Annotated in this window: 11 protein-coding genes; 2 read left to right on the forward strand and 9 right to left on the reverse strand. The window is 72.5% G+C overall.

What is annotated here, in order from left to right; genetic code table 11:
* Positions 1–125: 125 nt before the first annotated feature.
* On the reverse strand, positions 126–842 hold the full coding sequence (locus CR470_RS27395) for a class I SAM-dependent methyltransferase (protein ID WP_097870192.1): 717 nt from the start codon (positions 840–842) through the stop codon (positions 126–128).
* Positions 839–2,077 (reverse strand): lycopene cyclase family protein, encoded by a 1,239-nt coding sequence (locus CR470_RS27400; RefSeq protein ID WP_097870193.1) that lies wholly within the window; start codon positions 2,075–2,077, stop codon positions 839–841. The genes CR470_RS27395 and CR470_RS27400 overlap by 4 nt, the downstream gene beginning before the upstream one ends.
* Positions 2,078–2,452: 375 nt before the next feature.
* Between CR470_RS27400 and CR470_RS27405 the strand changes: the two genes are divergently transcribed.
* Positions 2,453–3,271 carry an endonuclease I family protein gene (locus CR470_RS27405; protein WP_097870194.1) on the forward strand — a complete coding sequence of 273 codons (819 nt, stop codon included), beginning with the start codon at positions 2,453–2,455 and terminating at the stop codon, positions 3,269–3,271.
* A 25-nt stretch (positions 3,272–3,296) separates the two neighbouring features.
* On the opposite strand, the gene glsA is transcribed toward CR470_RS27405, so the two are convergent.
* Complete coding sequence (gene glsA, locus CR470_RS27410; protein WP_097870195.1) at positions 3,297–4,646, reverse strand: glutaminase A; 1,350 nt, start codon at positions 4,644–4,646, stop codon at positions 3,297–3,299.
* Between the two features lie 99 nt (positions 4,647–4,745).
* Positions 4,746–5,240, reverse strand: a complete 495-nt coding sequence (locus tag CR470_RS27415) for a DUF1269 domain-containing protein (protein WP_097870196.1) — start codon at positions 5,238–5,240, stop codon at positions 4,746–4,748.
* A gap of 119 nt (positions 5,241–5,359) precedes the next feature.
* Here CR470_RS27415 and CR470_RS27420 point away from each other — a divergent pair, with 119 nt between their 5' ends.
* Entirely contained in the window at positions 5,360–6,475 is a 1,116-nt protein-coding gene (locus CR470_RS27420; protein WP_097870197.1) for a baeRF3 domain-containing protein, read from the forward strand.
* A 28-nt stretch (positions 6,476–6,503) separates the two neighbouring features.
* Here CR470_RS27420 and CR470_RS27425 read toward each other — a convergent pair whose 3' ends face one another.
* The 5 genes from CR470_RS27425 to CR470_RS27445 all read right to left on the reverse strand — a co-directional run bounded on the left by CR470_RS27425 (position 6,504) and on the right by CR470_RS27445 (position 14,305).
* Entirely contained in the window at positions 6,504–7,463 is a 960-nt protein-coding gene (locus CR470_RS27425) for a D-2-hydroxyacid dehydrogenase family protein (protein ID WP_097870202.1), read from the reverse strand.
* Between the two features lie 85 nt (positions 7,464–7,548).
* Positions 7,549–9,936 carry a phosphoketolase family protein gene (locus CR470_RS27430; protein ID WP_097870198.1) on the reverse strand — a complete coding sequence of 796 codons (2,388 nt, stop codon included), beginning with the start codon at positions 9,934–9,936 and terminating at the stop codon, positions 7,549–7,551.
* Between the two features lie 42 nt (positions 9,937–9,978).
* The gene (locus CR470_RS27435; protein WP_097870199.1) at positions 9,979–11,391 is read right to left on the reverse strand and encodes an NADP-dependent succinic semialdehyde dehydrogenase; all 1,413 of its coding nucleotides are present in this window, start codon (positions 11,389–11,391) and stop codon (positions 9,979–9,981) included.
* A 162-nt stretch (positions 11,392–11,553) separates the two neighbouring features.
* Entirely contained in the window at positions 11,554–12,012 is a 459-nt protein-coding gene (locus tag CR470_RS27440; protein WP_097870200.1) for an ATP-binding protein, read from the reverse strand.
* A gap of 193 nt (positions 12,013–12,205) precedes the next feature.
* Complete coding sequence (locus tag CR470_RS27445; protein WP_097870201.1) at positions 12,206–14,305, reverse strand: xanthine dehydrogenase family protein molybdopterin-binding subunit; 2,100 nt, start codon at positions 14,303–14,305, stop codon at positions 12,206–12,208.
* Positions 14,306–14,346 lie beyond the last annotated feature (41 nt).

Consider the following 14,346-nt stretch of genomic DNA (forward strand, 5'->3'; position numbering starts at 1 on the left):
AGATGTGTATAAGAGACAGGCGGGGGCCCGGCCCGTGAACCGGGCGCGGCCGGCAGGGGCGGGGATCACGGCCGCCCGCCGGTCACGGCCACGCCGGTGGCCCGTTCCGCTGTCCCGCGAGAACATCACGTCGGCTCCCCCACGCGGCCGGTGAACGTGTGGGTGATCCCGGTCTGCCAGCCGGGCAGCGGGAGGACCCGTACGTCGGTGAATCCGGCCCGCCGCAGGCGACCGGCGAAGGCGGGGGCCGTGTCGAACGCGATGACACTGCGCCTCAGATGGCGGTACAGCTCGGTGTCCCCGGCGAGGCGGCCGGCGGGCTGGACGATCGCGGCGCAGACCGCGTTCCACACGCAACGGTGAACGCGGGATCCGCCGAGCGTGTACTCGTGGACGGCGAGACGGCCGCCCGGTGCGAGCAGACCGCGCACCACGTCGAGAGTCTTGTCGGGGTCGGTCAGGTTGCGGAAGAGGTACCCGGCGAACACCGCGTCGAAGGGACCGTTCTCCAGCCGTCCGGCCAGCTCCTCGACCGGGCGGTGCACGAAGTCGACGCCCCGCGGCCAGCTCTTGGCCGCCGCGCGGTCCAGCATGCCCGCCGACGCGTCGACTCCGGTGATCCGGGCGTGCGGGGCGGCGGCGAGAAGCGCGGCCGTGGAAGCACCCGTGCCGCATCCCAGGTCGAGCACGCGCAGCCCGCGTCCGCCCTCCGGCAGGCCCAGGCGGCGTGCGGAGCGGCGCAGGTGGGCGTGGTAGCCGGGGTTGGCCGCGACGAGGCGGTCGTAGGCGGCCGAGCCGTGGTCGAAGGCCGCGGACAGTGCGTCACCGCGCAACAAGGTCATGAAGTGCTCTCTTCGTGGTCGGCCGGTGGGGAAGGGGGCGGAGCCTCGGGGAGTTCACGCCGTGGTCGGAAAGGGAGTTCGAGGAGGGTCCGCAGCATGGGGAGCACCGGGGTCCGCGAGCCGATGAGCAGGTCCTCGTGCAGCCGCGAACCGCCGTCCATGAAGTTCAGCAGCCGATCGCCGGGCACACCGCGGAAGAGACGGCCGAAGAAGTCCGCGCCGTCCACCCGGCCGCTGTCCAGAGCCCGCAGCATCACCGCGTCCATCGCACGCGCCCGCCGCCCGTACGGCGGAGGCACGCGCAGCGGTCGTCCGCCGCGCAGCCGCGCGGCGATGGACCGGCTCTGTCGCTGCACGGCGGCGAAGGTGTAACCGGTCGAGGCACGGGTCGCGCCTCCGGCGGTGCCGATGCGATATACCGAACGCGCCCGCTTGCGCGGAAAGCGACCGTCCGTCATGGGGATGACCCCGTGCTCCTGTGCCGTGACGTGGAACGGCCCGAGCCTCAACACCTCGTGGGTGTAGTGGCGCAGGGCACGCCGGTAGCCGTCGGCGTCCAACGGGGCGGGCGAGAACTCGGTGTACTCGACCAGCGCGGTGTGCGGGTCCAGTGGCAGGACATAGCCGAAGGAGAGCCCGCGAGCGGGCTGCGGCGTGCGGAAGTCCATCAGGTCCGCGGTCGCCGGATCGAACACGGGACGCTCGGTGCGGACGAACCAGCCGGTGAAATGCTGGAGCAGTGTGGTGCGTGCGGGCGGCAGGCGGCGGGGCGGACGGGAGTCGAAGACGAGACGGCCCCGTACGAGGATCCGTTCACCCAGGGCGCCCCGCGCGAGGACCTCGCCGCCGCCGGACGGAACACCGCGCACCTCGCTCACCGTCGCCTCCATCCGGCACAGGGCCGGCGCACGGGACAACCGCTGCTCGACCAGTGCTTCGAAGGCGTCCGAGCGCAACATCTTGTAACGCAGCGCCGAGAGCCTGGCCACCGTGCGGGCCCCGTCCACCGCCCGGACCCGCAGCCGGGGCCAGGAGGCGGCCAGGATCGGATCGTAGGGACCGCCCGGCGGCTCCCAGAAGCACCAGGTCCGCGGGGGCGGCCTCAGAGGTCCCGGCGGGGCGTCGACGAGGGCCACCGACAGCGGTACGGGGCTGTCCGGCGCGCAGAGGTGGTGGGCCAGACTCAGCCCGGCCGCGCCGGCCCCCACGATGACGACATCGAAGTCGGCAGGCACGGCTTTCCTCCCGGTCGGACAGGTACGAGCCCCCGCGGTGGGTCGGAAGCCGATGCCTTCCCACCACAACCCCGCGCGGGACGCGTGCCAGGCGACCGTATCCCGCTGTGCCCGCTGCCACCCGGTCTGACCTGCCGCTCGTACCTGAGTGGCGGTAAGGCGAACCCGCCGCCCCGAGCTGCCGCCCCCGGGCTGCCCCTCCCCTCGCCCCGACAGGACCCATTCTTGACCTGCACATGATAGATACGCCGTGTTCACACGTGGGGCACGGTGCGTGTGGGAGGCTCCCGCCTGACCACCTACCGCACGGCCGCCGCGCGAGCATCCCCCAGGGGCCTCGCCGCGACGCCCGCGTTCCGGAGAGGACACCCCCACATGTCCCGTCGTCACTCGTTCTACGCGCGTCCACTGCTCGCTGCGGTCGCAGCCGTCACCGTGCTCGCCGGCACCGCCGCCGCGGCCCCGTCGGACGGCTCGCCCGGCCGTTACACCGCCACTTCGGCGGCCCTCGACGACACCTACTACCAGGACGCGCTCGGCAAGACCGGCGCCGAGCTCAAATCCGCCCTGAACACGATCATCAGCGACCAGACCAAGCTCTCCTACAGCCAGGTGTGGGACGCCCTCAAGGCCACCGACGAGGATCCCGCCAACTCCTCCAACGTCGTCCTGCTGTACACCGGGCGCTCCCAGTCCAAGAACGACAACGGCGGCAACTCGGGTGACTGGAACCGGGAGCACGTCTGGGCCAAGTCGCACGGCGACTTCGGCACGGCGACGGGTCCGGGCACCGACGTCCACCATCTGCGGCCCACCGACGTCCAGGTCAACTCCACTCGCGGGAACAAGGACTTCGACAACGGCGGGAGCGAACTGGGCAACGCGCCCGGCAACTTCACCGACGGCGACTCCTTCGAGCCGCGCGACGAGGTCAAGGGCGACGTCGCCCGCATGATCCTCTACATGGCGGTGCGCTACGAGGGCCACGACTCCTTCGCCGACCTCGAACCCAACGACCAGGTGAACAACGGGTCCACGCCGAAGATGGGCAGGCTGTCCGTCCTGAAGCAGTGGAGCCAGGAAGACCCGCCGGACACCTTCGAGAAGCGCCGCAACGACGTCATATTCGACCGGTTCCAGCACAACCGGAACCCGTTCATAGACCACCCGGAGTGGGTCGGCGCCATCTGGTAGTCCCGGCCCACCCGACGGTACCGGCTCAGCCCTCCCCGGCCAGGGCCTGCGCGCAGCCTTCGACGGCGCCTTCACGGGTGGCGTAGCGCGGCAGGTCCTGGCCGGTCCGTTCCCGCACGAGGTCGGGCGGGCCCAGCAGATCGTTCGGATCCACAACCGCCGCGCGCCGCCCGTCGGCGGCGAGCCGGGCGAGTCCGGTGTGCAGCATCGCCAGGGCCACGGAGTCGACGGACGTGACGTCGTGCAGGTCGAGCACCACCGAACCCCCGTCCGGCCCGGACTCGTCCAGGGCGTACAGCACACGCTCCGCGGCCGTGAAGTCGATGGACCCCTGGGCGACGACGACGCCGACCTGTTCGTGGAGGACCCGTTCGCGCCCGGTCGAGGGCGCCGACGGCAGGTCGTCCGCGGTGGTGACGAGGGTGACGGTGGAGCCGGGGAGCGCGGGGTTGAGCATGAGGTGGAGCCCGTAGCGATCCGACATCGCCTCCAGAGCGGCGTGGCCGCGTACCGATCCGCCGGTGGCGTCCAGCGGCGGGCTGTACGTCGCCACTCCGAAGCGGGCGGGACCCACCGCGATGAGGCCGCCGGACACCCCGCTCTTGGCGGGGAGGCCGACGCGCAGCAGCCATTCGCCGGAGCCGTCGTACATGCCGCAGGTCGCCATGACGGCGAGGACCCGGGCGGCGACCTCGGCGGAGACGACCCTCTCGCGGGTCACCGGGTTCACGCCGCCGTAGGCGAGGGTCGCGGCCATCGTGGCGAGGTCGACGGCGGTGACGCGGATCGCGCACTGGCGGAAGTAGCGGTCGACCGCCAGGACCGGGTCGACGGGCATGGTGCCGGTGGAACGGATCAGGTACGCCAGCGCCCGGTTGCGGTCCCCGGTCACCGACTCCGAGCTGAACACCTCTTCGTCGACGTCCAGTTCGCGCCCGGCGAAACAGCCGAGGCAGTGCAGGATCCGGTCGAAGGCGGGTTCGTCCGGGGTGTCGGGGATCAGGGCGGTGGTGACGATCGCGCCGGCGTTGACCATGGCGTTGGCGGGCCTGCCCGTACCGGGTTCGAGACTGATGGCGTTGAACGCCTCACCGCTCGGCTCGGCGCCGACCCAGCGGCTCACCTCGTCGAGGCCGAGCAGGGAGAGCGCGAGGGCGTAGACGAACGGTTTGGAGACCGACTGGAGAGTGAAGGGGACCTCGGCCTCACCCGCGACATAGCGGTGTCCGTCCATGCTCACCAGCGCGAGGCCGAAGGCGTCCGGATCGGCGAGGGCCAGTTGGGGAATGTAGTCGGCCGGCTTCCCCTCCCGTACGTCGACGAACCGGTCGCGCAGGTTCTGGAGGGAGTCGGTCACCGCGTCGGCGGCGCTCATGACCCGGTGCCTTCGCCGCTGGTGTCGGGGAGGTTCGCTCGCACGGACGGTCCGTCCAATCTGGTGAGGGGACGTGAGAGGTGACGGGCTGTGCGCGGGTCACGCCGTCTCGTCGCCGAAGATGTCGCGGAGCTTCGCCTCGCGCTCGGTGTCGAGGTTGCTGTGGAGGAGCTCGGCGCCGTCGCCGGGCAGTTGTGCGCCGATCCGCTCGGGCACCTCGTTCATCGTCAGCAGGAACAGCGCCGAGGTGCCGGGCGTCACCTTCTCCTTGACCTCGGCGATGAAGTCGTCATCGATGCCGACGTCCGCGAGCTTCCCGCCGAGCGCCCCGGCGGCCGCCCCGATGGCCGCGCCCAGGAGCGGCATGAGGAAGATCAGTCCGAAGAGCATGCCCCAGAAGGTCCCGCTGAGGGCCCCGGCGCCGACGAGGTTCAGCAGCTGCTTCGTGCGCGGCTTGGCCCGGTCGGCGGGCCAGCTGACCACCGCCGCGTCGAGAATCCTGATCAGCCCTTCCTTCTGAAGGGATTTCAGCGCCTCCTCGACACCCTCCGCGCCTTCAGCTGTCCGGAACTTCCACACCGTGAGCGTGGACATCGCGCGACCTCCCGCAGTCCGAGGGCAACAACTCGCTCATATTAGGATCAAAAGGTATGAATTGACTCGTCGAAGCATCCGCTTCATACGGGAGCGGGTTCGAGCCCTGGGAGGGAACGATGGATACGGACGCCCTGACCGCCGACCTGTTGCGGGAGCTGCGGGCGACCCGGCCCTATCCGGCCCTGTCCCTGACCATGCCGACCCACCGCAAGGCCCCGGACAACGCCCAGGACCCGGTCCGCCTGCGGAACCTGGTGGCCGACGCCGGACACCGTCTCGACGCCGATCCGCAGGTCAGCCGCGAGGTCCGGGCCGCCCTCATGCACCAGCTGGAGCGGGCGGCGGGCGAGGTGGACCCGCGCGGGGCGATGGACTCCCTGGTGCTCCTCGCCACCACCGACGAGTACTGGATCTGGCAGCTTCCGCGCACCGCACCCGAACGGGTGGTGCTCAGCGACACCTACCTCACGCGCAACCTCGTCGCCGCCAAGGCCCAGACCCGGCCCTTCCGGGCGTTGACGATCGCCGCCGACCACGCCACGCTGTGGATCGGCACGGGCGACGGCATCCGTCCGGAGAGGGTGGGCGGCTTCCCGCTGACCGCGCCCGAGGAACCGCCGAACCCGCAGCGCGAGGAGCGGATCGGGGACACCCCTAGCACCTTCACCGACGAGGAGACGCGGAACTTCTTCCGCGACGTCGACGAGAAGCTGCGCACGGTGCTCGCCGACGACCCGCGCCCGCTGTATCTGATGGGCCTCGCCCCGGCCCTCGCCCTGCTGGACGGGGTCGGCGAGAGCTCCGGGGCCGCCGTCGGCCGGGTCACCAAGGGCGCGCCGGCCGACCTGTCGCCCGCCGAGGTCCTGAGAGAACTGCGGCCCGCCCTCGACGAGGGTGCTCGCCGGGCGGCCTCGGAGGTCGCGACCCGGCTCGACAACGCCCGCAGCGGCCACTCCTTCGCCGGTGGGCTCGACGAGGTCTGGGCCGCCGTCCGTGAGGGCCGGGCGGGTCTGGTCGCGGTGGAGGAGCACTTCCAGGCGGCCGTTCAGGTGACCGACGAGCACCTGGAGCCGGTGCCCGAGGGGAGCGCGCGGAGCGCGGACGGCACGGTCCGCGAGGACATCGTCGACGAACTGGCCGAAGCGGCGCTGGACAGCGGCGCGGATGTGGTCTTCGTCGAGGACGGTTCGCTCGCGGACCACGGCCGGATCGCGGCGGCGCTGCGCTACTGACCGAAGCCGCTGACGGGGCCCGCCGCCGTCAGCCCAGGCGGCGGACCGGCTGCCCGTCGAGGAAGGCCCTGATGTTCTCCACGGCCTGGCCGTAGTACATCTCGTAGTTGGCGCGCGACACATAGCCCAGGTGCGGGGTGGCCAGCAGACGCGGGGCCGTGCGGGCCCGGTGGCCGGCCGGGAGCGGCTCGGTGTCGAACACATCGGTCGCGGCCCCGGCGATGACGCCGGTGTCCAGGGCGGCGAGCAGGGCGTCCGTGTCGACGACGGCCGCCCTGGAGGTGTTGATCAGGTACGCGGTCGGGCGCATCAGGGCGAGTTCGGCCGCTCCGATCAGCCCCCGGGTCCGCTCGCCGAGTGCCAGGTGGACGGAGACGAAGTCGCTGGAGGCCAGCAGTTCTTCCTTGGAGGCGGCGAGCGTGGCGCCGACCTCGTCGGCACGTTCCGCCGTGAGGTTCTGGCTCCAGGCCAGGACGTCCATGCCGAAGGCCCGGCCCACCCGCGCCACCCGGCCGCCGATCTTCCCGAGCCCCAGCAGACCGAGCCGCCGCCCGTGCAGATCGGCCCCGAGGGTGGACTGCCAGGGCCCGCCCGTGCGCAGGGCCTGTGCCTCGGGGACGATCCCGCGCGCCAGGCCCAGGAGCAGCGCCCAGGTCAGCTCGACGGGCGGGGTGGAGGAGCTGGCGGTGCCGCAGACGACCACGCCGTGCCGCTTCGCGGCCTCGAAGTCGATGACGGAGTTGCGCATGCCGGAGGCGACGAGCAGCCGCAGCCGGGGCAGCCGGGCCAGCAGCTCCGCCGGGAAGGGCACCCGTTCGCGCAGGGTGACCACGATATCGAAGTCGGCGAGGGCGGCGGCCGCTTCGTTCTCGGTGGCGAGGTGCTCGGTGAACGTCACGATCTCGACGTCGGCGGCCACGGGTGACCAGTCGACGACGGTGGTGGCGACGGACTGGTAGTCCTCGATCACGGCACAGCGCGGCTTCATGGCGGCCTCTCCGGTGGGTTTCGGGTCGGCGCCCATGATCGCTCATCGGCCGGTCCGGAGGGGCGGCGGCCGGTGAAAGCCCCTGTCAGTCGCCCCACTTCCAGTCCACGACCTCCGGCAGGTCCGTGCCGTGCTCGCGGATCCAGGCGTGGTGGCGGGTGCGGACGTCCGCCATCCCCTGGCGTACGGCGACGGCGCGGACGCCGAGGCCGGGTACCCGGTCGATGACGTCCATGACCAGCCGGTAGCGGTCGAGGTCGTTGCGGACGACCATGTCGAACGGCGTGGTCGTGGTGCCTTCCTCCTTGTAGCCGCGCACATGGAGGTGGGCGTGTCCGTTGCGGCGGTAGGCGAGCCGGTGGATCAGCCACGGATAGCCGTGGTAGGCGAAGATGACCGGCCGGTCGCGGGTGAAGAGGGCGTCGTACTCGGCGTCCGGCATGCCGTGCGGGTGCTCCGCGTTCGGCATCATGCGGGCGATGTCGACGACGTTGACCACGCGCACGGCCAGCTCCGGCAGGTGGCGGCGGATCAGGTCGGCGGCGGCCAGCGTCTCCTGGGTGGGCACGTCCCCGGCGCAGGCGAGGACCACGTCCGGTTCCCGGCCGCCGTCCTCGGTCCCGGCCCACTCCCAAGCGCCGGCGCCGCGCGCGCAGTGGGCGCGGGCCTCCTCCAGGGTGAGCCAGTCGAAGGTCGGCTGCTTCCCGGCGACGATCACGTTGACGTGGTCCCGGCTGCGCAGCGCGTGGTCGGCGACGGAGAGCAGGGTGTTGGCGTCCGGCGGGAGATAGACGCGCACGACCTCGGGGCTCTTGTTGAGGATGTGGTCGACGAAGCCGGGGTCCTGGTGCGAGAAGCCGTTGTGGTCCTGGCGCCAGACGTGCGAGGTGAGGAGGTAGTTGAGCGAGGCGATGGGCCGCCGCCAGGGCAGCCGGCGTGAGGTGCGCAGCCATTTGATGTGCTGGTTGACCATGGAGTCGACGATGTGGGCGAACGCCTCGTAACTGGAGAAGAGCCCGTGCCGCCCGGTGAGGAGATAGCCCTCCAGCCAGCCCTGGCAGAGGTGCTCGGAGAGCACCTCTGCCACCCGGCCGTCGTGGGCGAGGTGTTCGTCGGTGGGCAGGGTGCCGGCCTGCCAGGCCTTGCCGGTGGCCCGGTAGAGGGCGTCCAGCCGGTTGGAGGCGGTCTCGTCGGGGCCGACGACGCGGAAGTCCCTGCGGCCGTCGGTGGCGGCCATGACGCTCTCCAGGAGGCCGCCGAGCACCTTGGTCGGTTCGTGGAGGCCGGTGCCGGGCTTGTCGACCCGTACGGCGTGGTCCGCCAGATCGGGCAGCGGGAGGTCGCGCAGGAGCAGCCCGCCGTTGGCGTACGGGGTGGAGCCGAGCCGGGCTGTTCCCTCGGGCACGCAGGCGAGGACCTGTTCGGTGGGGCGGCCGTCGGCGTCGAAGAGTTCGGCGGGCCGGTAGGAGCGCAGCCAGGCTTCCAGCTGCCGCAGGTGCCCGGGGTCGTCGCGGACGCCGGAGAGCGGGACCTGGTGGGAGCGCCAGGTGTTCTCGACGGGCAGTCCGTCGACCTCTCGGGGGCCTGTCCAGCCCTTGGGGGTGCGCAGCACGATCATGGGCCAGCGGGGGCGCTCGGTCGCGCCGCCCTCGCGGGCGGCCCGCTGGTGGGCGCCGATGCGGTCCAGGGCGGTGTCCAGGGCGGCGGCCAGCGCCCGGTGGACGGCGGCCGGGTCGTCGCCGGTGACGTACAGGGGGTCGTGCCCGTAGCCGCGCAGCAGCCGGCCCAGCTCGTCCTCGGGGATGCGGGCGAGGACCGTCGGGTTGGCGATCTTGTAGCCGTTGAGGTGGAGGATGGGCAGCACGGCCCCGTCGTGGACCGGGTCGAGGAATTTGTTGGCGTGCCAGGAGGCGGCGAGCGGCCCCGTCTCGGCCTCGCCGTCGCCGATCACGCAGGCCACCGTCAGGTCCGGGTGGTCGAAGGCGGCTCCGTAGGCGTGGGCGAGGGCGTAGCCGAGTTCGCCGCCCTCGTGGAGGGAGCCGGGCGTCTCGGGGGCGACGTGGCTGGGGACCCCGCCGGGGAACGAGAACTGCTTGAAGAGCAGCCCCATGCCCTCGGCGTCCCGGCCGACGTCCGGGTAGGTCTCGGAGTAACTGCCTTCGAGCCAGGAGTTGGCGAGGACGGCCGGTCCCCCGTGGCCGGGCCCCCACACGCACAGGGCGCTCAGGTTCCGGGACTTGATCACCCGGTTGAGGTGGGTGTGGACGAGGTTGAGCCCCGGAGAGGTGCCCCAGTGGCCGAGCAGCCGCGGCTTGATGTCCCCGGGGACGAGCGGCCGGGCCAGCAGGGGGTTGGCCATCAGGTAGATCTGGCCGACGGCGAGGTAGTTGGCCGCGCGCCAGTGCGCGTCGAGCGCGGCGAGTTCGTCGTCGGAGAGGGCGGAGGGCGCGGAGGGCGTACGGGGGTCGCTCACGTAGCAGGTCTCCTCGTCGGGTGACGCACACGGGCGGGGATGTCAGGACGCCTCGGGTCCGTACCAGAGCGTGGTGGCGTTGCAGAACTCGCGGATGCCGTGTCCGGCGAGCTCACGGCCGTAGCCGGAGCGCTTGATCCCGCCGAAGGGCAGGGCCGGGTGCGAGGCGGTCATCCCGTTGAAGAAGACCCCGCCGGCCTCCAGGTCGCGGGCGCAGCGTTCCTGCTCGCCGGGGTCGCGGGTCCAGACGTTGGAGCTGAGGCCGAAGGGGGTGTCGTTGGCCAGATGGATCGCCTCGTCGAGGTCGGCGACCCGGTAGAGGGTGGCGACCGGGCCGAAGGTCTCCTCGCGGTGGATCCGCATGGCGGTGGTGATGGAGGCGAGCACGGTGGGCTCGTAGAACCAGCCGTTCTCCAGGCCGCCGCCGAGCTTGTCGGGACGGCGTCCGCCGCACAGGACCCCGGCTCCCCGTTCGACGGCGTCGTCGACGAGTTCCTCCAGGTCGGTGCGGCCCTGTTCGGTGGAGAGCGGTCCGATGTCGGTGCCCTCCTCCAGTGGGTCGCCGACGGTCAGGGCGCGCATGCCCGCCGTGAACCGCTCGGCGAACGCGTCGTACACGTCGGCGTGCACGATGAAGCGCTTGGCGGCGATGCAGGACTGGCCGTTGTTCTGGACGCGGGCGGTGACGGCGGTGGCGGCGGCCTTCTCCACGTCCGCCGATGGCAGGACGAGGTACGGGTCGCTGCCTCCGAGTTCCAGCACGGTCTTCTTCACCTCGTCCCCGGCGGTGGCGGCGACGGCGCGCCCGGCCGGTTCGCTGCCGGTGAGGGTGGCGGCGGCGACGCGCGGGTCGCGCAGGACCGCCTCGACGGCGCCCGAGCCGATCAGGAGCGTACGGAAGCAGCCGGCGGGGAAGCCCGCGCGGTGGAAGAGGTCCTCCAGGTAGAGGGCGGTCTGCGGGACGTTCGAGGCGTGCTTGAGCAGTCCGACGTTGCCCGCCATCAGCGCGGGGGCGGCGAAGCGCACCACCTGCCAGAGCGGGAAGTTCCAGGGCATCACGGCGAGGACCACGCCGAGCGGACGGTAGCGGACCCGCGCACGGGAGGCGCCGGAGTCCTTCACGTCGCCGGGATCCGGGTGTTCGTCGGCGAGCAGGCCCTCTGCGTGGGCGGCGTACCAGCGCATCGCCTTCGCGCACTTGGCCGCCTCCGCGCGGGCCGCCGTGACGGGCTTGCCCATCTCGACGGTCATCGTGCGGGCGATGGTGTCGCGGTCCTCGTCGAGGAGGTCGGCGGCCCGGTTCAGCCAGGCGGCCCGCTGCTCGAAGGGTGTGGTGCGGTACTGGCGGAAGGTCTCCGCGGCGGCGGCGATCCTGCGTTCGGTCTCCTCCTCGCCGTGGGCGTCGAAAGACCTGATCAGTTCGCCGTTCGCGGGATTGACCGTCGCGATGGGCATGGCAGTGGCCTCCTTGCATCGGTACTCCGACCGTGCCGCGCCGCACCGGTCCGCGCAACGCGGCCCTCCCCTCCCCCGCACGTACCCGGCCGACGCGGATCATGCGTGCCGGGGGCGGCACGCTCCGCGTCGGCCGGGTGAGCGGGCCGCCTTTCGGGGCGGTTACACGAGCGCCGCCCGGGGGAGGGTGCGGGCGGTGCGGACGCCGGGCAGCGGGGCGTACGGGAGCAGGCCCGCGGTCCGCGGCGCCTCGGCGTAGCGGGTGAACCAGACCACTTTGCCGTCGGTGGTCCGGCAGGTGCCCCAGCTGTCGCTCAGGGCCATGACCCGGCTCAGCCCGCCGCCGGCCGGCAGCAGCCGGGGCATCCGGGCACTGTCGTCCGCGACGGACACGGTCACGTGCCGCCCGGTCCAGCGGAGTTCGACGACGCAGGCGTGGCCGTCGCCGACATGCCGGTGGACGTTGGTCAGGAGCTCGTCCAGGGCCCGGCACACCGGGCGGACGTGCAGGTCGAGACTCCAGTGACGAAGGTGTGCGGCCACGATCCGCCGCACCTGGGAAACGCGCTCTGCCGACACCTGCAGTTCGACCGAGTAGTGCCGGTCGAGTGGAACGGTCATCGTCGAGGCTCCTCACCACGAGGCCCACGTGTTTCACCCCGTCGTACTTCACCCCGTCGTACGAACGACCCCCGAACACGAAGCGTGAGCACTGATCACTTCTGGGTCACTCATCAGGGTGCGCCGAGTGGGCCGGACGCGCAACAGGTGGGCCGTCCGGGCCGGTGGGGGGAGGTGTCCGGCCGCGGCACGGTCAGAGCAGGTAGGGCAGCAAGGTGTCCGGGGTGAGGGGCAGTTCGCGCAGCCGGGCGCCGGTGGCGTGACGGACCGCGTTCCCGATGGCGGCGGCGGTGCCGACGATCCCGATCTCGCCGATGCCCTTGCTGCCCATCGGGTTGAGGTGGCGGTCGTCCTCCTCGATCCAGTGCGCCTGGATGTCGGCCGTGTCGGCGCAGACGGGCACATGGTAGGAGGCGAGGTCCTTGGCGGTGAAGTCGCCGAAGTCCGGGTCGATGCCGCAGCCCTCGGTGAGGGCCATGCCGATGCCCATCACCATGGCGCCGGTGAACTGGGAGCGCGCGGTGCGCGCGTTGAGGATCCGCCCGGCGGCGTACACGCCGAGCAGCCGGCGTACGCGCACCTCGCCCGTGACGGCGTCGACGGCCGTCTCGGCGAAGTGCGCGCCGAAGGCGTGCCGGGCGTACGGGGACTCCTCCCCGGTCTCCTGTTCGGTGTCGGCGGTGGTGGTGATCCCGTCGGCGGGCAGGGGGCCCTGGTGCTCCGCGAGGCGGGCGGCGAGGCCGGCCGCCGCCTTGTGCACGGCCCAGCCCCAGGAGGCGGTGCCGGAGGAGCCGCCGGCCAGCGGGGCGGCGGGCAGAGCGGTGGAGCCGATGTCGACGCGTACGGCCTCCGGGGCGACGCCGAGCGCGTCGGCGGCGATCTGGGCCAGGACGGTGCGGGCCCCGGTGCCGATGTCGGTGGCGTTGACCTCGACGCGCAGGGCGCCGTCCCGCGCGGCGTGGGCGCTCGCGGAGGACCGGGAGACCAGGACGGGGTACGTCGCCGAGGCCACGCCCGTACCGATGAGCCAGCGGCCATCCTGGTGGGCGGCGGGCCGGGGGTCGCGGTCGTGCCAGCCGAACCGGGCCGCGCCGTCGCGCAGACAGGCGGCCAGGCCGCGGCTGCTGAAGGGGCGGCCGCTGTCGGGTTCGGTCTCCGGCTCGTTGCGCAGCCGCAGCTCCACGGGGTCCAGGCCGAGCGCGGAGGCCAGCTCGTCCATGGCGGACTCCAGGGCGTACATCCCCGAGGCCTCCCCCGGGGCGCGCATCCAGGACGGGGTGGGGACGTCGAGGGCGGTCACCCGGTGCGCGGTCCGGCTGTGCGGCGAGGCGTACATGACGCGGGCGGGCACGGCGGCCTGCTCGACGAACTCCTTCACGGTGGAGGTCTGGGTGACGACCTCGTGGCTGACGGCGGTGAGCACCCCGTCCAGCTCCGCGCCGAGCCGGACCCGCTGGATCGTGGGGGCGCGGTGGCCGACGACCTCCGCCAGCTGGGCCCGGGGGAAGGCGAGTTTGACCGGACGGCCGGTGTGCCGGGCCGCCATCGCGGCCAGGACCCCCTGCGGGCGGGTGGTGCCCTTCGAGCCGAAGCCGCCGCCGACGTGCTCGGAGACCACGGTGATCCGGTCCTGGTCCAGGCCGAACGCCTGGGCCAGGCTCTGGCGGACCTTGGTGGAGCCCTGGCTGGAGTCGTGGACGGTGAGGTGTCCGTCCTCCCACACGGCGGTGGCGGCGTGCGGCTCCATGGGGTGGTTGTGCAGCGCGACCATCCGATACGTGGCGTCGACCTGGACGGGCGAGGCGGCCAGGGCGCGTTCCACGTCGCCCCGCACCCGGACGGCGGGTTGCTCGCCGTTGGCTTCCTCGGGCGTGTAGAGGCCGGGGTGGTCGTCGGTGAGGGTCACGTCGTGCTCGTCGCGTGCGTACTCGACGCGGAGTTCCCCGGCCCCTGTCCGGGCGGCCTCCAGGGACTCCGCGACCACGAGGGCGATCGGCCAGCCGTGGTGCGGGACCCGGTCGTCCTGGAGCACGGCGAGAATCGGGTCGTCGGGCTCCTGGAGTGCGGGCGCGTTGTCATGGGTGAGGACGCAGTGGACGCCGGGTACGGCGAGGGCGTCGACGGCCCGTACGGCGGTGACGCGTCCGGCCGCGACGGTGGCCGGGACGGTCCAGGCGTACAGGCAGCCGTCGGGCGCGCGGTCGGCCGCGTAACGGGCGGTGCCGGTGACCTTGTCCCGGGCCTCTCTGCGGACGACGGGCGCACCGGGGAACTGCGGGGCTCGGGTGGTCATGGCGGTGGGTCCTCGGGGGTCGGTGGTGCGGGGGGGGCGGG

This window comes from Streptomyces sp. rh34 (genome assembly GCF_002551245.1).
GTDB lineage: Bacteria > Actinomycetota > Actinomycetes > Streptomycetales > Streptomycetaceae > Streptomyces.

Bases quoted from the DNA above. Each gene is read 5' to 3' on its own strand.
- CR470_RS27440 (WP_097870200.1), bottom strand. From the start codon at position 12,012: ATGACCGTTCCACTCGACCGGCACTACTCGGTCGAACTGCAGGTGTCG.
- CR470_RS27445 (WP_097870201.1), bottom strand. From the start codon at position 14,305: ATGACCACCCGAGCCCCGCAGTTCCCCGGTGCGCCCGTCGTCCGCAGA.
- glsA (WP_097870195.1), bottom strand. From the start codon at position 4,646: ATGAGCGCCGCCGACGCGGTGACCGACTCCCTCCAGAACCTGCGCGAC.
- CR470_RS27395 (WP_097870192.1), bottom strand. From the start codon at position 842: ATGACCTTGTTGCGCGGTGACGCACTGTCCGCGGCCTTCGACCACGGC.
- CR470_RS27415 (WP_097870196.1), bottom strand. From the start codon at position 5,240: ATGTCCACGCTCACGGTGTGGAAGTTCCGGACAGCTGAAGGCGCGGAG.
- CR470_RS27420 (WP_097870197.1), top strand. From the start codon at position 5,360: ATGGATACGGACGCCCTGACCGCCGACCTGTTGCGGGAGCTGCGGGCG.
- CR470_RS27435 (WP_097870199.1), bottom strand. From the start codon at position 11,391: ATGCCCATCGCGACGGTCAATCCCGCGAACGGCGAACTGATCAGGTCT.
- CR470_RS27425 (WP_097870202.1), bottom strand. From the start codon at position 7,463: ATGAAGCCGCGCTGTGCCGTGATCGAGGACTACCAGTCCGTCGCCACC.
- CR470_RS27405 (WP_097870194.1), top strand. From the start codon at position 2,453: ATGTCCCGTCGTCACTCGTTCTACGCGCGTCCACTGCTCGCTGCGGTC.